This is a genomic window from Catellatospora methionotrophica, assembly GCF_011297335.1.
GTDB lineage: Bacteria > Actinomycetota > Actinomycetes > Mycobacteriales > Micromonosporaceae > Catellatospora > Catellatospora methionotrophica.
In genome coordinates this window covers 180,473-204,313 of sequence record NZ_JAAOTJ010000011.1, presented here as the reverse complement: position 1 = coordinate 204,313, position 23,841 = coordinate 180,473, and the positions used below count along the sequence as shown (strand labels likewise).

Sequence of the window (23,841 nt, the reverse complement as noted above, 5' to 3'; positions counted from 1 at the left end):
GGATGGAAGCCATGAGCATTCCCGGCGCGGGACTGGGCAAGGGCCTCGCGGTCACGCTGAAGACCCTGGTGACCCCGTCGACGACGCAGCAGTATCCGGACGTGGCACCCGAGCTGCCGCCGCGCTCCCGGGGCGTGATCGCCCTGCGCGAGGAGAACTGCACGGTGTGCATGCTGTGCTCGCGGGAGTGCCCGGACTGGTGCATCTACATCGACTCGCACAAGGAGGAGGTCGTGGTGCCCGGCGCGGCGCGCCCGCGGCAGCGCAACGTCCTCGACCGGTTCGACATCGACTTCTCGCTGTGCATGTACTGCGGCATCTGCATCGAGGTGTGCCCGTTCGACGCCCTGTACTGGTCGCCGGAGTTCGAGTACGCCGAGTACGACATCCGGGACCTGATGCACGACAAGGACCGGCTGGGCGAGTGGATGGCCACCGTGCCGCCGCCGCCCCCGCACGATCCGCTCGGCGAGCCGTCGAAGGAGGAGACCGCCGTGGCCAAGCGCGCGAGCGCCTCGTGACCCTGCAGGACGTGCTGCTCGCGGTCGTCGGCCTGGTCGCGGTCGCGGGCGGGGTCGCGGTCGTGAGCACCAGGCAGCTGGTACGGGCCGGACTGTGGCTGGTCGTCGCGCTGGGCGCCGTCGCGGTGGAGTTCCTGCTGCTGGGTGCCGAGTTCGCGGCCTGGGTGCAGGTGCTCATCTACGTCGGCGCGGTGGTCGTGCTGCTGCTGTTCGCGGTCATGCTGACCCGCGCGCCGATCGGCCCCAGCACCGACCTGGATCGCCCCGCGCTGCCCGCCGTGCTGGTCGGCGCGGCGGCCGGACTCGGCCTGGCGGCCCTGTTCGTCGGCGTGTTCGGGCAGTTCCAGGTCCCGTCCCCGGCGGTCGGCACGGCCGAGCGCATCGGCGACGCCGTCTTCGGCGACTGGGTGCTGCCGTTCGAGGTGCTGTCGATCCTGCTGCTGGCCGCCCTGGTCGGCGCGATCGTGCTGTCGCGCCCGTCCGCGCCCCAGGAGACCCCCGTCGCGCAGGGGAGCAGCCGATGATCCGGCCGGTGATCCCGCTGGTGACCGCGGCGCTGCTGTTCGGCCTCGGCGCGTACGGCGTGCTGCGGCGGCGCAACGCGGTGCTGGTGCTGATGTCGGTCGAGCTGATGCTCAACGCGGTGAACCTGATCCTGGTCACCGGCGACACCATGCGCGAGCGGGTGACCGGCCAGGTGTTCGCGCTGTTCGTGATCGTGATCGCGGCGGCCGAGGTCGGCGTCGGCCTGGCGCTGGTGCTGCGGCTGTTCCGGCTGCGCCAGGACATCAACACCGATCAGGTGGCGCTCGACGACGAACCGCGCGCCGCCACACCGGCCGGTGAACCCGCGCTCGCCGGAGCGTCCGACGGGGAGCAGGCATGATCGCGACACTGGTGCTGGCCCCCCTGGTGTGCGGGCTGGCCGGGCTGCTGCTGCCGATGCGCAACCGGCCGCTCGGCGCGGGCCTGGGCATCGCCGGGGCGGCGGTCAGCCTGGTGCTGACGGTGCTGCTGCTGGCCGTCGGCACGCGCGGGCAGTTCTCGTCGACCTGGGCCCGCTTCGGCGACCTCGGCGTGACGCTGACGGCGCTGGTGGACACCCGGGCACTGCTGATGTCCCTGGCCGTCACGGTGGTCGCGCTGTGCGTGCAGGTCTACTCCGTCGGTTACCTGGCGGGGGACGGGCGCTACGGGCCGTACGCCGCGCAGATCTCGATCTTCACCGGCGCGATGCTGACCGTGGTGTTCTCCGGCGACCTGATCTCCCTGCTGATCGGCTGGGAGGTGATGGGCGCCTGCTCGTACCTGCTCATCGCGCACGACCGCACGCTGCCCGAAGCGCCCGCCGCGGCGGTCAAGGCGTTCCTGGTCACCCGCGTCGGTGACGTCGGCTTCCTGCTGGGCATCGTGCTGCTGGGCGTCACCGCGGGCAGCTTCCGGATCACCGACGTGCTGGCCGCGGTGCCGTCGATGAGCGGCGCGACGGTGACGGCGGCGGCGCTGCTACTGCTGGCCGGGGTCGCCGGCAAGAGCGCCCAGTTCCCGCTGCACACCTGGCTGCCCGACGCGATGGCCGGCCCGACGCCGATCTCCGCGCTCATCCACGCCGCCACCATGGTCGCCGCCGGCGTGTACGTGGTGGCCCGGCTTTTCCCTGTTTTCGCGGCCTCCCCGACCGCGCTGGCCGTGATGGCGGCGATGGCCGGAGTCACCCTGCTGCTCGGCGCGCTCGCCGCGACCGCCGCCGACGACATCAAACGGGTGCTCGCCTGGTCGACCGTCTCGCAGCTCGGCTACATGATGGCCGCGCTGTCCGCGAAGGCCGTCGACGCGGCGCTGTTCCACCTGCTGGCCCACGCCGCGTTCAAGGCGCTGCTGTTCCTGTGCGCCGGATCGGTGATCCACGCGGTGGGCAGCAACCTGATGTCGCGCATGGGCGGCCTGCGCAAGGACATGCCGGTCACCTTCTGGACCATGACGATCGGCCTCGGCGCGCTGATCGGCCTGCCGCCGTTCACCGGCTTCTTCAGCAAGGAGGCCGTCGTCGGCGCGCTGCACACCCAGCCCGCGCTGTGGCTGGTCGCGCTGCTCGGCGTCGCGCTGACCGCCTGGTACTCCACCCGCCTGTGGCTGCTCACCTTCTTCGGCCCCGCCCGCGACGCCTCGGTGCACGGCCACGAGCCCGGCTGGACCATGCTGGCCCCGCTGCTGCTGCTCGCCGTGCCCGCGGCCGGGCTGGGCATCGGCGCGCTGGTCGCCGACTACGAACTGGCCCACCTGGGCGTCGAACTGGTGCTGCCGCTGGCGCTCGCCGTGCTCGGCGTGGCAGCCGCGTGGTGGGGCTGGCGGCGGGCGGACAGCGGCGACCCGGCCGCGGTGCTCGGCAAGGCCGGGCCGTTCCTGGCGAGCGGCCTCGGCCTGGACACGGTGCAGGACCGCCTGGTCGTACGCCCCGTCCGCGCGCTGTCGCGCGCGGTCACCTTCGTCGACGTGTCCGGTGTGGACGGCGCGGTCAACGGCCTCGGCCGGGCGACCACCGGAGCCGGGGCCGGGCTCGCCGCCTGGCACCGCGCGACCCTGCCCCGGGCGCTGGCCGGGGTGCTGATCGGAGCGGTGCTGGTGACGGTGACCGCGGTGGTGTTCGCATGAACCGGGACTTCGTACGGCTTGAGGTGGCGGCATGAACACTTCCGCATTGCTGCTGGCCGGGTCGCTGGCCGTGCCGCTGCTCGGCGCGATCGCCGCGCTGCTGGTGCGCGGCCGGGCGGGCACCGTCGTGGCGAGCACCGCCGCCGTGCTTACCCTGCTGCTGACGGTGCCGCTGATCCTCGACCGGGGGATCGCAAGACCGGTCGGGCGCTCCTCCGCGCTGTGGCACGAGGTCGACTGGGCCTGGGTGCCAGATCTGCACCTGAACCTGCACCTAGGCGTCGACGGCATCTCGTACCCCCTGGTCGTGCTCACCGCGCTGCTGACCGTGCTGTGCTGCGGCTACCTGGTGTGGCAGCGGCCCGAGCGGGCCCACCAGCTCGCCGCGCTGCTGCTGGTCATCGAGGTGGGCATCCTGGGCACCTTCCTCGCCCAGAACCTGGTGCTGTTCTTCCTCGCCTTCGAGGTGGTGCTGCTGCCGATGGCGGCGGTCATCGCGGGCTGGGGCGGGCCCGCCCGGCGGGCGGCGGCGCTGAAGTTCGCGCTGTACACCCTGGCCGGGTCGGTCCTGCTGCTGATCGGCGTCGTCGCGGTGGTGACGCAGACTGGCACCGCCGACATCGGCGTGCTGACCGCCGACTCCGGGCGGCTGTCCCACGACGCCCAGCTGTGGATCTTCGGGCTGTTCGCGGTCGCGTTCGCGATCAAGAGCCCGCTGTGGCCGCTGCACACCTGGCTGCCCGACGCGCACACCGAAGCGCCCACGGTCGGCAGTGTCATCCTGGCCGGGGTGCTGCTGAAGATGGGCACGTACGGGCTGATCCGGGTCGGGGTCGGGATCACGCCCGAGGGCGCCGCGGCGTTCGCGCCCGCGCTGGGCGTGCTCGCCGTCGCGGCGATCATCATCGGGTCGCTGGTCTGCCTGTCCCAGGTCGAGGTCAAACGCCTCATCGCGTACTCCTCCGTCGGCCACATGGGCTTCGTGCTGCTCGGCATCGCCACCCTCAACGAGATCGGGCTGCAGGCCGCGCTCATCGGCAACATCGCCCACGGCCTGCTCACCGGCCTGCTGTTCTTCCTCGCCGGAGCCATCAAGGACCGCGCCCACACCGGCCTGCTCGCCGACCTCGGCGGGCTGCGCGAGCGCCAGCCGTGGCTGGCCGGGGTGCTCGGTTTCGCCGCGCTGGGCAGCCTCGGCCTGCCCGGCCTCGCCGGGTTCTGGGGCGAGGCGTTCGCCGTCGTCGCCGCCGTACGCCGCGACGGCACGCTGTGGACGGTGCTGGCGGTGCTGGCCGCGATCGGCGGCGCGCTGACCGCGGCCTACCTGCTGCGGCTGCTGCGCCGGGTCAGCCACGGCCCGCAGGCCGCGACGCTGGTGGGCGCGCCCGAGGCCAGACTCCCCGAACTGGTCGCCTGGTCGCCGCTGGTGGCCCTCGCGCTGCTGCTCGGCGTCCTGCCGATGCTGGTGCTGGGCCTGTCGGCCGGAGCGGTGGCCGCCCTGACGACGGGACCGATGACGCCGTGAACCTCGCCCTGATGCTGCCCCTGCTGGTCGCCGCCGGAACCGCGCTCGCGGTGCTGGTCGTCGACCTGGTCACGCAACCGCGCTGGCGCTGGCCGCTCGGCGTCGGCCTGCTCGGCGCGGTTGCCACCGCGGTCACCGCGGCGCTGACCGAGCCGCGCCAGATCGGCACCTTCTGCGCCGGGCTCGCGGCCCCCGGCAGCGACGCGATCATGCCGGTGGACTGCGCGCTGGTCTTCGACTCCCGAGCCCGCCTCGTATCGGTGCTGATCGCGGCACTGACCGTCGGGGCCCTACTGCTCTACGCCCCGGCCCTGCGCCGCGGCGACGCCCCTGCGGGCGAGACTGTGTTCCTGTTCGCGTGCGCGATGACCGGCGGCGTGGCCCTGGCCGCCGCCGGAGACCTGATCACCCTGATCGTGGCCCTGGAGACGCTGACCATCCCGCTGTACGCCCTGGTGGCGCTGCACCGGCGGCGCGCCGGGGAGGCCGCGGCGGCCGCGGTGACGTTCTTCGTCAACAGCGTCGCCGCCACCGCCGTCTCCCTGCTCGGCGCGGCGCTGCTCTACCTCGCCTCGGGCACCGTGCAACTGCGCGGGCTGGTCTCCGCCCCGCTGTTCGCCACCGGCGAGTGGCGCCCCGTGGCGCTCACCGGCCTGGCGCTGATCCTGGTCGGCCTGGGCTTCAAGGTCGCCGCCGCACCCCTGCACGCCTGGGCCCCGGCGACGTACGAGGGCGCGCCGGTGCCCGTCGCCGCGTTCCTGTCCACCGCCTCCAAGCTCGGCGGCGTCGTGGCGATCCTGATCGTCGTCGACGGCGTGCTGGCCACCGGCGCGGCAGGCGACGACCGCAGCATGTTCATCACCGCGGGTATCACCCTTGCCGTCCTGGCCGCCCTGTCGATGCTCGTCGGCACCCTGGTCGCGCTACGCCAGCGCCGCACCGTACGCCTGCTCGCCTGGTCGTCGATCGCGCAGGCCGGGTTCATCCTCGCGCCGCTGGGCGGGCTCACCGGACTGGCCCTGGCCGGGCAGGCCGACGGGCTGCTCGACGCGGCGCTTGAGTACACCGTCTTCTTCCTGGTCCTGGAGTTGGCCGCGTTCAGCGCCGTGGTGGCCCTGCGCCCCGAGGCGCCCGACGGCGGCACCCTGGAGGACCTGCGCGGCCTGGGCCGGACCGCGCCGTGGCGTGCCGCCGCGCTGACCTTCGCCCTCGTCGGCCTCGCCGGACTACCCCCGATGCTGGCGGGCCTGTTCGCCAAGATCACAGTGATCCAGGCCCTCCTGCGGGTCGACTCCTACCGCCTTGCCGTGCTCGTCGCCCTCATCTCGGTCGTCGGCCTCGCCGTGTACTGGCGCCCGATCGCCGCCCTCTACCGCGCGGCCCCCGACCTCGCCCCGGCCACCCGCGTCCCATGGGCCCCGGCCGCAGCGCTCGGCCTGGCCATCGCCGCCGGCCTGCTGCTCACCGTGGACCCCCAACTCGTCTACACCGCCGTCTCCGCCTGGCGCTGACCCGCTTCAAGACCAAGATCGCCGTTTGGGGTCAAAACCTCTGGTCAGACCGCACTTTCTGACACCAAACGGCGATCTTGCGCTGCTGCGTGCCGCAGGTCAGGCGAATTTCAGCATGTTCACAGGGCTGCGGGGGAACGTGGGTGGCAGGAGTAGTGGTTGCAGTTGATGCGCGGGTGGATCACTCGCGCCACTCGTGGAGGGAAGGCATGCACAGCCACAACGGCTTGAAGACGGCGGCCCTGCTGGGCCTGCTCTCAGCGCTCATCCTCGGCATCGGCTACTGGTTCGGCGGCAGCGCGGGCCTGTTCATCGCCGTCATCGTGGCGCTGCTCATGAACGGTGTGAGCTACTTCTTCTCGGACAAACTCGCACTGCGCTCTATGCGCGCCCAACCGGTCAGCGAGTCCGAATTCCCCCAGCTCTACCAGATGGTGCGGGAGCTCGCCCAGCAGGCCGGACAGCCCATGCCCCGCCTGTACGTCAGCCCCACCATGCAGCCCAACGCCTTCGCCACCGGCCGCAACCCGCAGCACGCCGCGGTCGCCGTGACCGAGGGCATCACCCGCATCCTCGACTACCGCGAGCTGCGCGCCGTCATCGGCCACGAGCTGTCGCACGTCTACAACCGCGACATCCTCATCTCCAGCGTCGCCGGTGCGCTGGCGGGCATCATCACGATGCTGGCCAACCTCGCCTGGTTCATCCCGCTGGGCGGCGACGACGAGGACGGCCCCAACCCGCTGGCCCTGATGATGATGCTGATCCTCGGCCCGCTGGCCGCCACGATCATCCAGCTCGCCATCAGCCGCAGCCGCGAGTTCCAGGCCGACGCCTCGGGCGCGAAGCTCACCAACGATCCGCTGGCCCTGGCCAGCGCCCTCAAGAAGATCCACATGGGTGTACAGCAGATGCCGCTGCCCGCCGAGGGCCAGCTCGCCAGCTCCGCCCACCTGATGATCGACAACCCGCTGAAGGGCGGCGGCATCGCGTCGCTGTTCTCCACGCACCCGCCGATGGAGGAGCGGGTCCGGCGGCTGGAGGCCATGGCCGCCAGCTCCGGCCCCGTCCAGCACATGCGCTGACGCTCCATACGAAGGGCCCCGCCAACCGGCGGGGCCCTTTTTCGTACCGCTTCGTCCGACCGGGGAATCGGGCGAACACGCATGGAGGCGGTTCACGCGGTCGTAACTTCGCTCCGGACGATTACGGGAACGTTTCAGGCAGGCCATGGCCGTCCGACAGGTGGCGGCGAAGGCCTGCTCGGCAGTGGCGAAGCGTGACCAGTCGAGCGCTTACGGCGATGAGTGCTGCCCGGAATGATTCCTCCGATGACGAACCACACGCCGGGAAACCCCCACACCGTCCCCTGGCAGCCCGCCCCCAAGACCGGCTTCCTGGCAAGTCTCGGTCCCGCGCAGAAAGCCGCCCTCTTTGTCGGCGGCGGTCTCATGAGCATAGTTCTGGCCTGCTGCGGAGGCTCCACCCTGATCGGGGCGCTCGGCGGCTCGCCGGACCCTAAGGCGAGTCCCGCCGCGGCTGCCGCAGCGCGGCCCAGCGCGCTGCCGACCAAAGGTGCGGCGGCGGAGGGCCTCACCGTCTCGCCGTCCGCTGAGCCCGTCGTCGAGCCCACCCTGACCGGGCCCGTCGTCGAGAAGCGCACCGTGACCGAGACCAAGACCATCGCGCACGGCGTGAAGCGGGTCAACGACTCCACCCTGGCCAAGGGCAAGAACAAGGTACGGACCCAGGGCGTGAACGGGACCAAGAAGGTCACCTACGAGGTGACCGTGACCGACGGGGTGGAGACCTCCCGCGTGCAGGTCCGCGAGGAGATCACCAAGCAGCCCGTCACCGAGGTCATCCTGGTCGGCACGAAGAAGCCGTCTTGCCATCCGAGCTACACCGGAGCCTGCGTGCCGATCGCTTCTGACGTCGACTGTGCTGGTGGTAGCGGAGATGGTCCGGCCTATGTCGAGGGGCCTGTTTATATCAAGGGCAGTGACCCCTATGGGCTCGACGGCAACGGCGACGGCGTCGGCTGCGAGTGAGGCCCTCAACAGTGTTTTGGCCCCGTACCGTCGCCGGAGGGCGACCGTGCGGGGCCGGGCTCTGCTCGGGTGAGCGTCAGCGGTAATTCGTGAACTGGAGGGCGACGTCGAAGTCGCCTCCCTTGAGCAGGGCGATGACCTCCTGCAGGTCGTCCTTCTTCTTGCCGGTCACCCGGAGCTGGTCGCCCTGGATCTGCGCCTGCACGCCCTTGGGGCCCTCGTCGCGGATCTTCTTCGAGATGGCCTTGGCCTTCTCCTGGTCGATACCCTGGATGATCTTGCAGTCGATCTTGTAGATCTTGCCGGAGGACTTCGGCTCGCCCGCGTCCAGCGACTTCAGCGAGATGTTGCGCTTGACCAGCTTCTCCTTGAAGACGTCGAGGGCGGCCTTCGCCCGGTCCTCGGTGCTGGCCTGGACGGTCACGCCCTCCTCACCTGCCCAGGCGATGGATGCTCCCGTGTCACGGAAGTCGAACCGCGTCCCCAGTTCCTTCTCGGCCTGGTGAAGCGCGTTGTCCACCTCCTGCCGATCAACCTTGCTGACGATGTCGAACGACGGGTTAGCTGCCATGCGTACCGTTTTAGCAGATCCGGCCGCGCGCCGCGCTCATGGTCCAACCCCGTTGCACATCGCCCCGGACGTACCGCTATCCTTAGCGAGCCAACATCGCTCTGCGGTGCTGGCAACGCTGTACCAGGCGGGTTGCCCGAGCGGCCAATGGGAGCGGACTGTAAATCCGTCGCGAAAGCTTCAGAGGTTCGAATCCTCTACCCGCCACCAGCAGCAAAAACGCGGCTCTGACCAGCAAGACCGGTCGGGGCCGCGTTTCGTTTGGGGGCCAGGTGTGTCCGGCTGAGTCCGGCCGTCTACGGCGGTGCTGGGGAACATAGGGGGAACACGCTAGCCGCGCGTGTCCGTGGTTTTAAAGATCAGGTGGCACCTAGTTCCCCGTCTGCCGTCGGCCCGCACCCCGTGGTCATGATCTCCGGCCGTGGTCAAGGTGGAGCACTCCACGACTGAACGACCTTGACCACGGCCGGAGATCATGAAGGCTTCGCCCGGGTCGATGGTGGGCGGGGTGCGACTCCCCGGAGCCCGAGGTTGAGAGGTTGACTTTGACCTTGGAGACATCAGGTGTTCGGAGGTGACGGCGGCGGGAGCAGCGGTCAGATAGTCCAGCGGCCCTCGAACTCAAGGTTCTTGCTGGCCCGAGCTTCGCTGGCGCTTCCGAGACTTCACCGCTATGAACACATAGCCGGCAAGGAGTAGCAGCGCCCATAACGCGTTCACCGCCGCCCCGAACCAGTTCCCAAATTCGATCTTCGTCACCGTGCTGAACATGAGCAAGGCGATCGCTACAAGTCCGCCGACGAAATACAAGATCGCCTTGGTCCTGCCGGATGGTCTCATTTTGTGCCTTCGGCTGAAGTTGGTAGGCCGCGATCGGCTTTCGGCGGCCTTCGCAGATGCTAGCCAGTGTCGCCAACGCGCCGACAGGTGATCACCAGATGCATTGATCGCCTAGCTGACCTGCGGCAACTCTTCGCCTTCGGCAAAGTCGATCTGCTCAGTCGAGAAATGGCGTAGCTGCTGGCTGCCGGGTCGGGCGCGGGCCTGGCGCGGCCGGAGGCAGAGCGCCGAGGCCCAGTGCCCGGACCCGGCGCGGCGCTTCAGCGCCGCCTTGACCTCGTAGGGAAAGTTTCGACACATGCCGATGGCTGAGAGGCGTCGAAGGTAGAGCGAGACGGTCAGGCGTGTTGGTGGATCGATCGAGGTGCGGGGCCGATGGGACTGTCTGGCGTCCGACAGACGAGGGACACCGCGATGCGTTATCGCTCGGTATCGTGCTGTAAATGTCGCCCATCCCACCCCTAGACGAGCGGGGGCATCTGCCCATCGGTCGGTACACGGTGACTCTGGACGATGTGCGCCGCCGCTTCGTTGATGATGATGTGTTCGCGAACTCGTCCACTCGTGAGGCTCTGTGGCAGGGGCTTACGAGCTACCTCGCGCTCTGGCGACGAGTGGAGGACAAAGCGGCTGCTGTGCTAGACGGTCGCACCATTCTTATGTCGGTGTGGCTCGGCGGTAGCTTCATCAGCGCCAAAGACAGCCCTTCGAACGTTGACCTAACTATCATCGCAAACGGCGACACGTTGGATGAATGCGACAAGTGCGGCATCAAGTCACAGCTGAGCGAGCTTGCGAAACGGGAATCGATGACCCGCAGGCTCGGAGTAACGCCTACCATCCTTAAGTATCGATGGTTCCGCAGCCCCTGGGACATGATGCGTAGCGCGAACTACACGCTTGACCAGCGCGCTTACGCTGCGTTCCGAGGTTCTATGGACGACTGGTGGTTACGAGCGAGACGGGACGGGGAAGCGAAGTCTGAGCCGACGATGGAGACTGGTTCGTGGAGACGCGGCTATCTGGAGGTGATCCCGTGAGCACGTGCGACGACGCAGGCCGGTATTTCGGTCATGATGTGCAGTCGCTCGATGCCCTGTGGGCGGACCTCGGAGCTGACGCGACACCTGAGGATCAAGTTGATCTGACGGAGGTCTTCGACCGGCACCTCTTCGAAGCTCTCCAGGAGTATCACCCTGGCCAACGGCTAGACCGAACGCTCGACCTACGCCTGTCTGGTCAGAGCGCTGAACTCGGAACGCTCGACTTCACCATCACCAATGAGGTGTACGAGGAGTTCGGCGCTGAGGTCTCCAGCGCAGCCGTGTTCTTGGGCATGCCGGTCGCTCCGACTTTTGCGCTGGTAGGGGTCTCGCCGGGAAGCGTCGTTCTTCATCTCGCTCCCAGCCTCCCAGAGCTGGACGATGCGGAGGATGGAGCACTGCCAGACCTCGTGGCGGACCCCGTTGACGGACTGCTTGAGTGCCTAAACTCGCTGCACCAGTATGCCGAACAGAACGAGCTACAAAGGTTCGTAGCCTCAGGGAGGGACGCAGGTCGACGGGGGAAGAACCAGGAGAATCCTTCGGAACCGGTTCTAAAGGCTCTGCATGGACTAGTGAAGGTGCTAGACAAACACAATCTCTCGCTCGATCTGCGTTGGCGTGCAGGCGACGGACGGAATCGCAGGTCGCAGCTGACAGAGCGCGGTCGTGCCTACGTGCGCCGACTGTGGGACACGCATGAGGTTGTCAGCCCGAAAGAGTTTTCAGGGCGCATTGTTGGGATGTCGTTGAACACTTTCACGATCAAACCCGGCTCCGCGCGCAAGGTCGACATCACGGTTGAAGGGGACGAAGGTGTGCTGAGGCTTAACCTGCCCTTCGGGGAACCCGTGACCGTCCTGGCCGAGGAAGTCCACGAGGTCAACTCCCTAGGCATACAGACCAAGTCGAAGCTCATATACGTTAGCCACGTGCGGCCGAACCAGCTGTTCTGATCGCGAGCAGCTCTGCTGGGGGACGTTAGGGCGGGTGTTACGCAGCTCTGATTTCTGGGCTGCGTGGGTCCAGAGCGCGGCGAACGCCGGGCCACTCCTCGGCTATGACGCTGTAGTACACGGAGTCGCGAACGTATCCGTCACGCAGGATGCGATGGCTTCTGAAGATTCCCTCACGCGTCGCGCCCAGAGCCTCGATGGCGCGCTGAGAGCGTTCGTTCCGGCTGTCTGTCTTGAAGACCACGCGGATCGCGCCGGCCACCTCGAAGGCGTAGCGCATCAGCAGGTAAGAAGCCTCACGCGCAGCACCAGTGCGCCACCTGCTGGGCGTTACCCATGCCCAGCCGATCTCGACGCCTCGGTGCTTACGCTGGATGTCGATGAAACTGATGCTCCCGATTACTGCACCGGTCTGGCGCTCAACGATGGCGTAGGGCATGCGCATGCCCTGGTCCTGCTCCTCTAGCGCTTCCGCGATGAGCGATGCGACCCCGTCGACGTCGGGCGTGGCCTCGTCAAGGTAGGTCCAGACCTCTGCCGAAGCTGCGGCCGCGGCTAAGGCGTCAAGGTGCTCAAGGGCAAGCGGTTCCAGCCTAATTAGCTGACCTTCGAGGACCGATGCTGTGATCTCCATCGGACTCATTCAGCCGACACCTCGTACACCAGGACGTGCTTGTCCCCCGCGAGAAGCTGATCGAAGGCCTCCAGCGGCTTGTCGTCGCGGTCGTAGGCGATGCGCACGACGCGTACCACGCTCACACCGGGATCAAGCCGCAGTATTGACGCCTCGTCCGGCGTCGGCATACGGAAGCTCAGCTCATCAATGAAGTAGGAGATGGGCTGGCCGTGAACTCGCTCCAGGACGGCTAGCACACCCTCCTCGACGGGCTCGGCAACCGCGATCGGGGTATCCGCCACGAGGTCATGCGGGTAGTAGCTGTCTCCCAGCTGATACGGCTCCTCATCGACCAACATGAGACGCCGCCGGGCTAGCACGGCAGCTCCTTCCGGCACACCAAGCCACTTGGCGACCTCAGCAGTAGCAGGCTCGGGCTGCACGGCCAGAAGTTCATCGAGTTCGGCCGCGACAAGCCGCCATTCTTGCCAGCTTCCGAGCCTCAGGAAGTTGAGGTTGAGGCAAAACTCGCCCACCGCAAGACCTGGCAGCCGCTGCTGAGGTTCAAGCTCCAGCTCAATCACTTGGGCTCGTCGTACATCGCCCACCACAATGACCCGGATTGGATGCCTTGATACATCGGCCTCCCCGCTCAACCCAGTTGCGTCGCGGGGCAGCTAGGCGTGGCATCGGTGACCAGATCCTAGGGACCCAGCTCTGCACGCCCTCGTTCTGTCCAAGATCCGGGGAATACGTGGGGGATGGGACCGACTCCGGCAAGTATGGGCAGTTCACGCGATATCTGGCGCACGGACTGTAAATCCGTCGCGAAAGCTTCAGAGGTTCGAATCCTCTACCTGCCACCAACAGCACCCGAGCCCCTGACCGGAAAACCGGTCAGGGGCTCGTCCGTACCGGTGTCGAGTGCCGAGTCACAGGCCTCCGCCGCAACCTCCACCGCAGCCGCCGCCGCACGCCCCCAGCCCCACTCCACCGGACCCCTCGTCGCGCCGGTGCTGTTCCGTGCGCAGACTCAGCAAGGGCCGGTATGTGGCGGTGTGGGCAGGGGCGGCCTCCGGTGGAGAACCTCATAAAGGTGGGGGTCGATGCGGTCCCGTTCGAGTCTGAAGATGACGTCGGCCAGCGCGGTCTGGGCCGGGCCGTAGGTGGCGTAGGCGGGAACGTGGATCGGGTCGAGGTGCGCGTAGCGCTTGCGCAGCTTGCCGGTCAGCTTTTCGGCGGCTCGCGTCGTGTATCGCGAGTGGATGTGGTCCAGCAGCGCCCAGGCGGCCACGAACGCCAGCGCTGCGACCAGCAGGTACAGCCAGCTCAGCCAGGACCATGTGATCACGGCGAGGATCGGCCCGGCCGCCGCGGACACGAACAGGGCTCCGGCGATGTTCCGCCACCATGCGTTCCGCTGCCGCTCGGTGAGGATGTGGCCCTCGGCCGTGAGCCGTTCGCGCGTCTCCTGCAGGGCTGCCTCGACGCCCGGATCGGTGTCGACGCGATGGAGGACGGATCGCTCGGGCTGGTCTTCGATGATCTGGTCGTCCAGTTCCCGCAGGGCGGCGTGTACCGCACGCACGATGCCGTCACCATCGACGGCCGGTGTGGCGGAGACGATCAGCCGTGAGCCGTCGACCCGCAGGTTTCCGGCCACGACCAGATGGTCGAGGGCCACGCTCACGGGGTGGAGGCTCCGCGCGCCCCACGGCCATTTCATGGCGTGTAGCAGGGCAAGCTCGGGGCCTGTGACCGTGCCTGCGGCTGACGCCGAGGCGTCGCGTGTCTCCACGTGGTCCAGCCGGGCTCCGCGATCGAGGAGCCATGCGGGAAGCAATGCCAGGAGCGCGATCAGCAGCGAGATCAATAGATAGATGCCAACCACTATCATGGATGGAGTATCGCTGGTCGTCGGCTGCTTGGGAATGTCGCGGCACGTTCGGGCGACGGTGCTCGCGGCCGTCGCGGGGTGTGGTCACCGGCGTGGCGTACCGGCGTTCGTCTCCCGCCACTCGCTCGCGAGCAGCGAGTAGACCTGGACGTCGTGGTTCTCGCCGCGATAGGGGAAGGCCTCGCGCAGTACGCCGTCGAGGGTCATGCCCAGCCGCTTGGCGCAGGCGATGCTGCGGGCGTTGGCAGGCACGGTGCGCCACTCGACGCGGTTGATGCCGCGCTCCTCGACCGCCCAGGTGATCATGCGTTGGGCGGCCCGGGTGATCAGGCCGTGTCCCTGGGCGTCCGGGGCGAGCCAGACCCCGATCTCGGCGGTGCCGAAGCGGACGTCGAAGGTGCGGAACAGGGTGCCGCCGACCAGTTCGCCGTCGAGCCGGATGGCGTAGATGCGAGGGCCGTCGTGGGCGGTGTCGTCGGCGTAGCGCTGCAGCCAGGCGCGTGTCAGTGGCTCGTCGGTGAGTCTGGCGGCCCAGGGCAGCCAGGGGGAGAGGTGGGTGCGATGCCGTTCGATGAAGGCGGCGAACTCCGGGGCGTGGTGGGGCTCCAGAGGGCACAGCTCGGCGGTGTCGGTGAGGGGGAAGGTGAACACGGGCGCTCCCTGGTCGCGTACCAAACGTTTGTTATGTATCTTCGTGACAGCCTAACCGACGGAGGTGGGAAGCGGATGCCCGCACGGGGTGATCATGACGCCAGGCGCCGCGACGTGTCGCAGGCGGTGTGGGAGGTGCTCGCGGCACACGGCTTCGGCGGGCTGACCCTGCGCGCCGTCGCCGCGCACATGGGCGCCTCGACCGGGCTGCTGACGCACTACTTCCCCAGTAAGAAGGCACTGGTGCGGCATGCGCTGGAGGTCGCGCAGGAGCACACGCAGGGGCGCGACCGCTTCCCGGCCGAGGGCGAAGGATTGCCCGGACTGCGCGCGGCGCTGCTGGACGTCATGCCGCTGACGCCGGAGGCCGTCGCGATGAGCCGGGTGTGGGTCAGCTTCTGGGACGCCGCGCTGGGCGACGACGAGCTGGCCGCCGCGGAGCTGCGACGGTACGAGCGGTGGCGGGGGATGCTGCGCCCGCACGTCGAGGCGGCGCTGCGGCTTGGCCAGCTGCCCGCCGACGCCGACCCCGAGGACGTCGTGGCCACCGCAGCCGGGTTCGGGCACGGGCTGGTGGTCCAAGCCCTGTTCGATCCGGCCCGCTTCCCCCCGCGGCGGCAGGCCGCTCTCGTCGACGGTTTCGTGGCGCTGCTGGGGCGCTGACCGTCCACCGCGGACGGAGCCGGCCGCGCCGTCGCGGCCTCACCCGTCCGGGTGATCGTGGGACGCCTCGCGGTGGCGTCCCCGGCGCCCGGTCAACGGTGCAGGTGCTCCAGGTTGCGCCACTCGCCCTGCGCGCACAGGCCGTCGGCGACGCGCCGCGCCTCGCGCTCGGTGGCGTACTCCCGCATCACCGACCTGCCATGCTGTCGGTGTTCGACCTCCCACGGCCCGGCCGGATTGGCGCGCAGGAACACGTCCTGGCGGCGGTAGCTGGCGGTGGTGCCGTTCCATCGGTGCTCTACCAGTCGCATCATGGCGCGTATCGTACACATGTACGAACAGACGTAGAAGGCTATCCGGGGGCGGGTCGGAGACGTAAAGTGTTGCTTCGTGTTCCTGGCGTCGGCTGGGCTGGTTCGGGCGTACACGCGAATCACCACCGAACGGCTAGAAATCCGCGTGTCCGCGGCGTGGCACGCCCTGTGGGCTTCCTCCCGTGCCCGCCGCTGTGGCACGATCCATGACAGCCCCTGACCTAACGCTGTTCCGTGGAGTCGATGATGCGTACGAACAGACTCATTCGTTTGATGAGCCGTGGTGCGGTCCTTGCAGCCCTCGGCGTGGCCTCCATGGGTGTGGCGAGTTCGGCCGCGGCCGCGGAACCGGCTGCCGCCGACCCGACCGCGATCAGCCTCGCCTCGATCGAGTGGAACTCGATCTCCTCGGTCGAGTGGAACGCGATCCCCCTGCGGCACGCGCAGGACACCGAAGACGACGGCCAGGCGCCCACGACGGGCCTGGAGGAGAAGTCCGTCGAATGGAACTGACCGTCGCCGTCTAGGCGAGTCGGCGCGAGCGGAGCGGACGAACGGCATTGGTACGGCATGACCGGCGCGTCCAACGTTCTCCTGAGCTGGCTTGGCTGATCACTGGTCCGCTGGCCCTGCTGACGTTGGGCCTGAGCGCCCTGACCTACGTTCGATCACCCGCTCCCACCGGCGCGTGGCTGCTCGGCCTGCTCTTCTTCGGCCTGTTCCTGGTGACCGAGCTGACCGGGCTGCAGTTCGAGATCCGCCGGCAGGGCCTGCTGCTCACCCTCGCGGACGTGCCGCTGCTGCTGGCGCTCGCCTACGTACCACCCATGACGCTGCTGCTGGTGCGGCTGGCCGTGTGCGCCATCGCGCAGTGGCGGCGCGGGACGGTGCCGGTCAAGGCGGCCTTCAACATCGCGCTGATGGGCGCGAGCACGGCCTGCGCCAACCTGGTCATCGTCGAGGGCGGACCGGTGCTGCTCGACGAGCCGTCGAGCTGGGTCGTGCTCGTCGTGGCGGTGCTGACCAGCGTGGTCGTCGCCGTGGCGGGTGTGGTCGGCGTCATCACGCTGGTGCAGGGCCGGTTCGCGCCGCAGGAACTCGCGCTGTCGGCGGTGCCCAGCCTCATCGTGGCCGGCCTGAACACCGCGATCGGCCTGGCGGTGCTGCTGATCCTGCGCCAGGGTCCGGCGGCGTACGCGCTGCTGGCGGTTCTGGTGGCGTTCTTCTTCGTGGCATACCGGGCCTATTCCGGGGCGATGAACCAGCACCGCACACTGACCGAGATCTACGACCTGACCGCGGCCATCTCCGACACCCCGCAGGACGGCACGCTGCCCGACGTGCTGCTCGGCAGGGTCCGCAAGCTGCTGCAGGCCGAGTACGCGACGCTCTGGCTGCCCGCGCAGGGCAGGCACCCGGAGGTGCTGCTCAGTGCGCGCACCGACGACAAGGGCCTGCTCGACGTCGCGGGAGCCCCGGAGAGTCTGCGCCGCCAGGCGGTGGAGACCGGGCAGACCGTCGCGGCCAGCCCCAAGCTCGGCGACGACCAGGTGCGTGCCCAGCTGCGTGACTTCGGCGCCAAGGACGCGATCGTGGTGCCGCTGCGGGCCAGTTCGGCGGTCATCGGCACGCTGGAGGTGTCCGGCCGGCTCGGCGACACCCGGCACTTCGGGCCCAATGACGTACGGCTGCTGGAGGCGGTCGCCGCGCACGCCGCGGTGGCGGTGGAGAACAACCGCCTCGTGGACCGGCTGCGCTTCGACGCCTACCACGACACGCTCACCGCGTTGCCCAACCGCCGCCGGATCAGCCAGGCGCTGGAGGAGGCGGTGCGGGTCCGCGCGCCCGGCGAGGTCGTCGCGGTGCTGATGTTCGACGTCGACGGGTTGCGCGACGTCAACGACTCGCTCGGCCACGCCGCCGGTGACCAGCTGCTGGCCGAGGTAGCCAGCCGGCTGCGCACCCTGTCGCCGCCCGCGGCGCTGGTGGGCCGCGTCGGCGGCGACGAGTTCGTGGTGACCCTGCGCCTGCCCAACGCCGAGGCCGCCCTGGAACTGGCCGTCGACCTGCGCGGGCGGATGCAGGACCGGATGACGTTCGGCTCGCTGACCCTGGACGTGGACACCGCGGTCGGGGTGAGCCTGCACCCGGAGCACGGCTCCGACCCGGCCACCCTGCTGCAGCGCGCCGATGTGGCGACGCATGCCGCGAAGTCGCTGGCGGGCGGGGTGCAGCTGTTCGACCTGGCGCTGGAGTCGCGGTCGGTGCGCCGCCTCGGGCTGGCCGGTGACCTGCGCCGCGCGCTGGACAACGACGAGCTGGAGGTCTACTTCCAGCCCAAGGTGACACTGCGCGACCGCCGCCTGGTCGGCGTGGAGTGCCTGGCCCGCTGGGAGCACCCGACCCACGGCGCCGTGCAGCCCGAGGACTTCGTGGCCGTCGCCGAACACACCGGGCAGCTCTCCCGGCTCACCGAGGTCGTCATGCGCGAGGGCCTGCGCCGGGCGCGCCAGTGGGTGGACGCCGGGCGGCCCCTGTCGGTGGCGGTGAACCTCTCGCCCCGCACGCTGGTCGACCCGGCCTTCCCGGACCGGGTGGACGACCTGCTCCAGGAGTACGGCGTGTCACCTGACCGGCTGACCCTGGAGATTACCGAAGACGGCGTGGTGGACGGCGTGGACCGGCTCCTGCCGACCCTGCGCCGGCTCTACGACCTCGGGGTGCACCTGAGCGTGGACGACTTCGGCACCGGCTACTCGTCGCTGTCGTACCTGCGGCGGCTGCCGGTGCACGAGGTGAAGGTGGACCGCTCGTTCGTGCAGGGCATGGCGACCGATCCGGGCGACCTGGCCATCGTGCGGGCCGTGGTGGACATCTCGCGGCACTTCGGGCTGAGCGTGGTCGCCGAGGGCGTGGAGAGCGAGCTGACGCTGGAGCTGCTGGAGGAGATCGGCTGCGACATCGGCCAGGGCTTCCTGTTCAGCCGCCCGCTGCCGTACGAGCGGCTGGAGGCCTGGCTGGGCGCGCAGACCGACGCCGAACCGACCCCGCTGGGCGAGGTCCGGCGGCTGCGGGCGGTCGGCTGAAATCAGCCTCGGCGCGTCGGGGTAACCCGATTTCCGGTGCGGCTGGTTGTTGTGTACTCTTACCAAGGCGCGCGACGGGGTGGGAAACCACCTGGTTACGAGCACGCCCCCTTAGCTCAGTCGGCAGAGCGTCTCCATGGTAAGGAGAAGGTCTACGGTTCGATTCCGTAAGGGGGCTCGACCGGACTCCCGGTGCTTCCACCGGGAGTGCCCGCCACGGCGGTGTAGCTCAGATGGCAGAGCAAGCGGCTCATAATCGCTGTGTCGCCGGTTCAATTCCGGCCACCGCTACGTTGTGTTGAATCGCTGGTGCGTATCGCCAGTCAACGCGAGATCGCAGACCGGCGAGGTATTCCCTGGTCGCGGTGTAAGGATCGCCACGGCGGCCCTTTTTGCATGTCTGGATGGACGTCGTCTATCTTGGTATGCCGGTAACTCAAAGCAGCTTGTTCTAGAAAGGCACTCCCGTGGCCAAGGCGACTGACGTACGTCCAAAGATCACCATGGCGTGCGTGGACTGCAAGGAGCGGAACTACATCACCAAGAAGAACCGGCGTAACGACCCGGATCGGATCGAGCTGAAGAAGTTCTGCCCGCGCTGCGGCAAGCACACCGCGCACCGCGAGACCCGCTGACCTTTTCAAGGTCGCGTAGACGTTCCCGGCAGGGGGCGGCCCATCAGGGCCGCCCCCTGTTGGCATAGGTTCACGGGTATGCCGCTGGACCAGTCATTCACCGGTCGGACCTATCCGCCGACCGAGCCCTACCAGGTGGGCCGCGAGAAGATCAGGGAGTTCGCCACCGCGATCGGCGCCGACGACGCCCTGTACCACGACGTGCAGGCCGCGCAGAAGGCCGGCTACCGCGACGTGGTGGCCCCGCCCACCTTTCCGATCATCCTGAGCTTCGCCGCCATGGAGCAGATCGTCACCGACCCGGAACTGGGCATGGACTACACCCGCGTGGTCCACGGCGACCAGCGGTTCTCGTACCGGCGCCCGATCGTCGCCGGGGACGAGCTGGTCGTCGTCAGCAGCATCGACGACATCACGCACCGTGGCGGCCACGACTTCCTGACCACCCGCGCGGAGCTGGCCACACCGGCCGGCGAGCCCGTGGTGACCGTGGTGTGCAAACTCGTCGTCCGAGGGCATGGTGAGTGAGATGGCGTTCGCCAAGGGGCAGCAGCTGCCCGTGCAGACGTTCCGGGTGACCCGGGCCGACCTGGTTCGCTACGCGGGCGCGTCGGGCGACCTCAATCCGATCCACTGGAGCGAGCGCACCGCCGTCGGCGTGGGCCTGCCGGGCGTGATCGCGCACGGCATGTACACCATGGCGCTGGCGGGCCGGGCGGTCACCGGCTGGGTCGGCTCCGCCGACGCGGTGCTCGACATCGGGGTCCGGTTCACCCGCCCGGTGCCGGTGCCCGACACCGACGAGGGCACCGAGGTCGCGTTCACCGCGGTGATCAAGAGCGTGTCCGAGGACGATCTGGTGACCTTCGACCTCACCGCGACCTGCGCGGGCGAGAAGGTGTTGGCCCAGGCCAGGGTCGTGGTCAAGCAGATCTGAGGACTGTTCGGCTGGGCGGTCGGCCGGTGGCGAGAGAAAATAGGGAGTGCCAGTTGGCCCACTCGCCTGTCTACCCGTACACTGGTCGGCCGTGGGGTAGTGAACTCCGACGGTGGCTTTCGGCCTACGTCGGGGTGCTCTTCCCGCACAGGGGTGTGGCGCAATTGGCAGCGCAGCGGTCTCCAAAACCGCAGGTTGCAGGTTCGAGTCCTGTCGCCCCTGCTGGCTCTGGCCTACCGGCCCGCGGTGGGCGATCATGGAATCGGCCCACCGGTTGTCTTCCGGGACGACCTCGGCTGGTGGACCATGGTCGTATGGCCCGTATCGGCCCCACAGCGTGGGGGCGGGCCCGTTGGACAGGTGCTCTTCGTGCGACTGCGTCGGGCACACGGGATCGTGTCCCTGCACGGTTCTGACACCACCCCGCGAGATGGAAGTAGGGCGAAGTGGCCGAGAGCAACCGACGTGGCGAGGACGCCGCGCCCGAGCACGTTGACGACGTGTTCGACGACGCTGTCGACGACGACACCCAGGACGACGACGAGTCCGGCGTCTCCGGCGGTGGCACCGCGACCAAGTCCCGCAAGGTGACTGACGGCAAGGGCTCCCGCGCGGTCAAGAGCACGGAGAAGGCCGAGAAGGTCGGCTTCTTCGGGCGTATCGGACGGTTTGTCCGTGAGATCGTCGCCGAGCTGCGTAAGGTCATCTGGCCGACGCGCAACGAACTGCTGACGTACACCGCGGTGGTCCTGATCTTCGTGACGTTCATGATGGCCATCGTGACGCTGCTGGATCTCGCCTACGCCCGGGGCGTGCTGTTCGTCTTCGGCGAAGCGAAGTAACACAAACTACGGAAGTGAGCGGCTACGTGCCTGAGTACGACGAGACGGCCCAGACGGAAGACACCGAGGTGACCTCCGCGGTCGCGGTGACGGACGAGCCGGAGCTTGAGACGGCACCCGCTGACGACGAGTTCGACCCGGCCGCGGAGCTGCGCCAGAAGCTGCGGTTCGCGCCCGGCGACTGGTACGTCGTGCACTCCTACGCCGGTTACGAGAACAAGGTCAAGACCAACCTCGAGACCCGGATCACGAGCCTCGACATGGAGGAGTTCATCTTCCAGGTCGAGGTGCCGACCCGTGAAGAGGTCGAGGTCAAGAACGGCAAGCGCACCCAGGTGCAGAGCAAGGTCTTCCCCGGTTACCTGCTGGTCCGCATGGACCTCACGCCCGAGTCATACTCGTGCGTGCGCAACACCCCGGGGGTGACCGGCTTCGTCGGCGCGACGGACCGGGCCGACCGCCCGGCGCCGCTGAGCCTCGACGAGGTGCTCAAGTGGCTGCTGCCCGCCGTGGAGGCGCCCGGCACCGGCAAGTCCAAGGCCAAGGCCGAGATCCGGGTGCTGGACTTCGAGGTCGGCGACTCGGTCACCGTCACCGACGGCGCGTTCGCCTCGCTGCCGGCCACGATCTCCGAGATCAACGCCGACCAGCAGAAGCTCAAGGTGCTGGTGTCGATCTTCGGCCGGGAGACCCCGGTCGAGCTGAACTTCAACCAGGTCGCCAAGATCTAGTTGTGTACGCGATCACGCGGCGGGCGCCCCTCGGGGCCCCGCCGCGCGGCGTTTTCGCCGCGTCGCAGCTCACCTCGGGTGTGAAGGTCCCACCTCGCTGAATAGGCGCGTACGAGTATGCGCTAACCTAGAACGTCCGGCCTGTGCCGCGCGCTGACCGTGCGCGCGAAAGCACCGGCCGGTCCGGTGTAAACCACCCTGATCCGCCGAGACGGCGGGTCGACAAGTCCCAGGAAGTAGACATGCCTCCGAAGAAGAAACTCGTCAAGACGTTCACGCTGCAGCTGAAGGCCGGCCAGGCCACCCCGGCTCCGCCGGTGGGTCCCGCGCTGGGTCAGCACGGCGTGAACATCATGGAGTTCTGCAAGCAGTACAACGCCCAGACCGAGTCGCAGCGCGGTGACATCGTCCCGGCGCAGATCAGCGTGTACGAGGACCGCTCGTTCACGTTCCTGCTGAAGACGCCGCCGGCCGCCCGACTCCTGATCAAGGCTGCCGGTGTGCCCAAGGGCTCCGGCGTGCCGCACACCACCAAGGTCGGTTCGGTTACCCGCGCCCAGGTGCGCGAGATCGCCGAGAAGAAGATGTCCGACCTGAACGCCAACGACCTGGACATGGCCGAGCGCATCATCGCCGGCACCGCCCGGTCGATGGGCATCGTCGTCAAGGACTGAACGCCGTACGCGGCGTCCGCCGCCTGACGGTTCGATGTTTCGTGGGAGGGCCCGGAAGGGCTCGACACAACCACAGGAGATCTGAGAAATGAAGCACGGCAAGAGCTACAACACTGCCGCTGAGAAGGTCGACCGGGACAAGCTGTACACCCCCGTCGAGGCCATCAAACTGGCGAAGGACACCACCAAGGTCAAGTTCGACGCCACGGTCGAGGTCGCGATGCGCCTCGGCGTCGACCCGCGCAAGGCGGACCAGATGGTTCGCGGCGTGGTCAACCTGCCGCACGGCACCGGTAAGACCGCCCGCGTCATCGTCTTCGCCTCCGGCGAGAAGGCCGCCGAGGCGACCGCCGCCGGCGCCGACGCCGTCGGGACCGACGAGCTGGTGGCTCGCATTCAGGAAGGCTGGCTGGACTTCGACGCCGCGATCGCGACGCCGGACCAGATGGCCAAGATCGGTCGGATCGCGCGGATCCTGGGCCCGCGCGGCCTCATGCCGAACCCGAAGACCGGCACGGTCACCATGGACATCGCCAAGGCGGTCTCCGACATCAAGGGCGGAAAGATCACCTTCCGCGTGGACAAGCACTCGAACCTGCACCTGATCATCGGCAAGTCGTCGTTCACCGCTGAGCAGCTGGTGGACAACTACGCCGCGGTGCTGGAGGAGGTGCTGCGGTCCAAGCCGTCGGCGTCCAAGGGCAAGTACCTGAAGAAGGTCTTCGTGACCACCACGATGGGCCCGGGCATCCCGGTCGACCCCAACGTGACCCGCAACATCCAGGAGAACAACGAGGCCTGATCCGCCCCGTACTCCACCCGGAAGGCCCCGCCTCGCACCGCGAGCGGGGCCTTCCGCCTTCCCCGCCTTCCACCCGCCCGGGCGTCCCGCGTCTGCCGTTCCTCTCGCGCCGCTCCGCCCTTGCCGAAGGGAGGGCACCTTCCCATCGCCATAGGTGGATGAAGGGGCCCTTCTTAACCTCGCGGTTGGCGATGATCGCTGTTTACGGTCAGAAACTGTGGTCCGACCTCACTTTCTGACCTCAAACAGCGATCATCCCGAGCGCCGGACGAGCGCCTGACCCGGACCCCCACCCGGACCTGGACCCGGACCTGGACCCGGAC

26 protein-coding genes and 5 tRNA genes are annotated in these 23,841 nt (G+C 68.6%); 25 read left to right on the top strand and 6 right to left on the bottom strand.

All coding sequences use genetic code 11. The annotated features are described in order from the left end of the window. Nucleotides 1–11: 11 nt before the first annotated feature. From HAV40_RS24095 to HAV40_RS24060, 8 genes are all read left to right on the top strand, one after another. On the top strand, nucleotides 12–521 hold the full coding sequence (locus HAV40_RS24095) for a NuoI/complex I 23 kDa subunit family protein (protein ID WP_120317202.1): 510 nt from the start codon (nucleotides 12–14) through the stop codon (nucleotides 519–521). Next, entirely contained in the window at nucleotides 518–1,045 is a 528-nt protein-coding gene (locus HAV40_RS24090; protein WP_166384931.1) for an NADH-quinone oxidoreductase subunit J family protein, read from the top strand. The genes HAV40_RS24095 and HAV40_RS24090 overlap by 4 nt, the downstream gene beginning before the upstream one ends. Further along, nucleotides 1,045–1,407 (top strand): NADH-quinone oxidoreductase subunit NuoK, encoded by a 363-nt coding sequence (gene nuoK, locus HAV40_RS24085; protein WP_166384982.1) that lies wholly within the window; start codon nucleotides 1,045–1,047, stop codon nucleotides 1,405–1,407. Before HAV40_RS24090 ends, nuoK begins: the two co-directional genes overlap by 1 nt. Beyond that, entirely contained in the window at nucleotides 1,404–3,173 is a 1,770-nt protein-coding gene (locus tag HAV40_RS24080; RefSeq protein ID WP_166384929.1) for an NADH-quinone oxidoreductase subunit 5 family protein, read from the top strand. The genes nuoK and HAV40_RS24080 overlap by 4 nt, the downstream gene beginning before the upstream one ends. 31 nt (nucleotides 3,174–3,204) lie before the next feature. Next, nucleotides 3,205–4,698 (top strand): complex I subunit 4 family protein, encoded by a 1,494-nt coding sequence (locus tag HAV40_RS24075; protein WP_166384927.1) that lies wholly within the window; start codon nucleotides 3,205–3,207, stop codon nucleotides 4,696–4,698. 11 nt (nucleotides 4,699–4,709) lie between these two features. After that, nucleotides 4,710–6,209, top strand: a complete 1,500-nt coding sequence (locus HAV40_RS24070; RefSeq protein WP_166384980.1) for an NADH-quinone oxidoreductase subunit N — start codon at nucleotides 4,710–4,712, stop codon at nucleotides 6,207–6,209. A gap of 209 nt (nucleotides 6,210–6,418) precedes the next feature. Beyond that, on the top strand, nucleotides 6,419–7,294 hold the full coding sequence (htpX, locus tag HAV40_RS24065) for a zinc metalloprotease HtpX (protein WP_166384925.1): 876 nt from the start codon (nucleotides 6,419–6,421) through the stop codon (nucleotides 7,292–7,294). A 246-nt stretch (nucleotides 7,295–7,540) separates the two neighbouring features. Further along, the gene (locus tag HAV40_RS24060; protein ID WP_239085913.1) at nucleotides 7,541–8,260 is read left to right on the top strand and encodes a G5 domain-containing protein; all 720 of its coding nucleotides are present in this window, start codon (nucleotides 7,541–7,543) and stop codon (nucleotides 8,258–8,260) included. 76 nt (nucleotides 8,261–8,336) lie between these two features. On the opposite strand, the gene HAV40_RS24055 is transcribed toward HAV40_RS24060, so the two are convergent. Continuing rightward, nucleotides 8,337–8,831 carry a YajQ family cyclic di-GMP-binding protein gene (locus tag HAV40_RS24055; protein ID WP_166384923.1) on the bottom strand — a complete coding sequence of 165 codons (495 nt, stop codon included), beginning with the start codon at nucleotides 8,829–8,831 and terminating at the stop codon, nucleotides 8,337–8,339. A 126-nt stretch (nucleotides 8,832–8,957) separates the two neighbouring features. Between HAV40_RS24055 and HAV40_RS24050 the strand changes: the two genes are divergently transcribed. The 3 genes from HAV40_RS24050 (at nucleotide 8,958) to HAV40_RS24040 (ending at nucleotide 11,670) form a co-directional block, all read left to right on the top strand. Next, nucleotides 8,958–9,041, top strand: a tRNA-Tyr gene (locus HAV40_RS24050). Between the two features lie 1,073 nt (nucleotides 9,042–10,114). Next, nucleotides 10,115–10,711 carry a DUF6932 family protein gene (locus HAV40_RS24045; protein ID WP_166384921.1) on the top strand — a complete coding sequence of 199 codons (597 nt, stop codon included), beginning with the start codon at nucleotides 10,115–10,117 and terminating at the stop codon, nucleotides 10,709–10,711. After that, nucleotides 10,708–11,670 carry a hypothetical protein gene (locus tag HAV40_RS24040; RefSeq protein ID WP_166384919.1) on the top strand — a complete coding sequence of 321 codons (963 nt, stop codon included), beginning with the start codon at nucleotides 10,708–10,710 and terminating at the stop codon, nucleotides 11,668–11,670. Before HAV40_RS24045 ends, HAV40_RS24040 begins: the two co-directional genes overlap by 4 nt. 37 nt (nucleotides 11,671–11,707) lie before the next feature. On the opposite strand, the gene HAV40_RS24035 is transcribed toward HAV40_RS24040, so the two are convergent. Both HAV40_RS24035 and HAV40_RS24030 read right to left on the bottom strand, forming a co-directional pair. Continuing rightward, nucleotides 11,708–12,304, bottom strand: a complete 597-nt coding sequence (locus tag HAV40_RS24035; RefSeq protein WP_203671100.1) for a GNAT family N-acetyltransferase — start codon at nucleotides 12,302–12,304, stop codon at nucleotides 11,708–11,710. Nucleotides 12,305–12,309: 5 nt separating this feature from the next. Next, nucleotides 12,310–12,870, bottom strand: a complete 561-nt coding sequence (locus tag HAV40_RS24030; protein WP_166384915.1) for a GntR family transcriptional regulator — start codon at nucleotides 12,868–12,870, stop codon at nucleotides 12,310–12,312. Between the two features lie 191 nt (nucleotides 12,871–13,061). On the opposite strand from HAV40_RS24030, the gene HAV40_RS24025 reads away from it, so the two are divergent. Then, nucleotides 13,062–13,152, top strand: a tRNA-OTHER gene (locus tag HAV40_RS24025). A 167-nt stretch (nucleotides 13,153–13,319) separates the two neighbouring features. Here HAV40_RS24025 and HAV40_RS24020 read toward each other — a convergent pair. Together HAV40_RS24020 and HAV40_RS24015 are read right to left on the bottom strand one after the other, a co-directional pair. Further along, entirely contained in the window at nucleotides 13,320–14,183 is an 864-nt protein-coding gene (locus HAV40_RS24020) for a hypothetical protein (RefSeq protein ID WP_166384913.1), read from the bottom strand. An 84-nt stretch (nucleotides 14,184–14,267) separates the two neighbouring features. Further along, nucleotides 14,268–14,834, bottom strand: coding sequence for a GNAT family N-acetyltransferase (locus HAV40_RS24015; RefSeq protein ID WP_166384911.1), 567 nt, complete (start codon nucleotides 14,832–14,834; stop codon nucleotides 14,268–14,270). 75 nt (nucleotides 14,835–14,909) lie between these two features. Between HAV40_RS24015 and HAV40_RS24010 the strand changes: the two genes are divergently transcribed. Further along, on the top strand, nucleotides 14,910–15,497 hold the full coding sequence (locus HAV40_RS24010) for a TetR/AcrR family transcriptional regulator (RefSeq protein WP_166384909.1): 588 nt from the start codon (nucleotides 14,910–14,912) through the stop codon (nucleotides 15,495–15,497). Nucleotides 15,498–15,589: 92 nt separating this feature from the next. Here HAV40_RS24010 and HAV40_RS24005 read toward each other — a convergent pair whose 3' ends face one another. Continuing rightward, complete coding sequence (locus HAV40_RS24005) at nucleotides 15,590–15,811, bottom strand: hypothetical protein (RefSeq protein WP_155374065.1); 222 nt, start codon at nucleotides 15,809–15,811, stop codon at nucleotides 15,590–15,592. Between the two features lie 315 nt (nucleotides 15,812–16,126). Between HAV40_RS24005 and HAV40_RS24000 the strand changes: the two genes are divergently transcribed. From HAV40_RS24000 to rplA, 12 genes are all read left to right on the top strand, one after another. After that, the gene (locus HAV40_RS24000; RefSeq protein ID WP_166384907.1) at nucleotides 16,127–16,324 is read left to right on the top strand and encodes a hypothetical protein; all 198 of its coding nucleotides are present in this window, start codon (nucleotides 16,127–16,129) and stop codon (nucleotides 16,322–16,324) included. A 47-nt stretch (nucleotides 16,325–16,371) separates the two neighbouring features. Next, complete coding sequence (locus tag HAV40_RS23995) at nucleotides 16,372–18,897, top strand: putative bifunctional diguanylate cyclase/phosphodiesterase (RefSeq protein ID WP_166384905.1); 2,526 nt, start codon at nucleotides 16,372–16,374, stop codon at nucleotides 18,895–18,897. A gap of 105 nt (nucleotides 18,898–19,002) precedes the next feature. After that, nucleotides 19,003–19,075 (top strand) — tRNA-Thr (locus tag HAV40_RS23990). 40 nt (nucleotides 19,076–19,115) lie between these two features. Further along, nucleotides 19,116–19,188, top strand: a tRNA-Met gene (locus tag HAV40_RS23985). Nucleotides 19,189–19,364: 176 nt separating this feature from the next. Beyond that, nucleotides 19,365–19,532 carry a 50S ribosomal protein L33 gene (gene rpmG, locus HAV40_RS23980; RefSeq protein WP_018347744.1) on the top strand — a complete coding sequence of 56 codons (168 nt, stop codon included), beginning with the start codon at nucleotides 19,365–19,367 and terminating at the stop codon, nucleotides 19,530–19,532. Nucleotides 19,533–19,610: 78 nt separating this feature from the next. Continuing rightward, complete coding sequence (locus tag HAV40_RS23975) at nucleotides 19,611–20,060, top strand: MaoC family dehydratase N-terminal domain-containing protein (protein ID WP_166384903.1); 450 nt, start codon at nucleotides 19,611–19,613, stop codon at nucleotides 20,058–20,060. A gap of 1 nt (nucleotide 20,061) precedes the next feature. Beyond that, complete coding sequence (locus HAV40_RS23970; protein WP_166384901.1) at nucleotides 20,062–20,469, top strand: MaoC family dehydratase; 408 nt, start codon at nucleotides 20,062–20,064, stop codon at nucleotides 20,467–20,469. Nucleotides 20,470–20,618: 149 nt separating this feature from the next. Then, nucleotides 20,619–20,691 (top strand) — tRNA-Trp (locus HAV40_RS23965). Nucleotides 20,692–20,915: 224 nt separating this feature from the next. After that, nucleotides 20,916–21,311 (top strand): preprotein translocase subunit SecE, encoded by a 396-nt coding sequence (secE, locus tag HAV40_RS23960; RefSeq protein ID WP_166384899.1) that lies wholly within the window; start codon nucleotides 20,916–20,918, stop codon nucleotides 21,309–21,311. A gap of 26 nt (nucleotides 21,312–21,337) precedes the next feature. Then, nucleotides 21,338–22,042, top strand: coding sequence for a transcription termination/antitermination protein NusG (gene nusG, locus HAV40_RS23955; protein ID WP_166384976.1), 705 nt, complete (start codon nucleotides 21,338–21,340; stop codon nucleotides 22,040–22,042). A 242-nt stretch (nucleotides 22,043–22,284) separates the two neighbouring features. Next, complete coding sequence (rplK, locus tag HAV40_RS23950) at nucleotides 22,285–22,716, top strand: 50S ribosomal protein L11 (protein WP_166384897.1); 432 nt, start codon at nucleotides 22,285–22,287, stop codon at nucleotides 22,714–22,716. A gap of 88 nt (nucleotides 22,717–22,804) precedes the next feature. Next, nucleotides 22,805–23,518 (top strand): 50S ribosomal protein L1, encoded by a 714-nt coding sequence (rplA, locus tag HAV40_RS23945; protein WP_166384895.1) that lies wholly within the window; start codon nucleotides 22,805–22,807, stop codon nucleotides 23,516–23,518. Nucleotides 23,519–23,841: the final 323 nt, after the last annotated feature.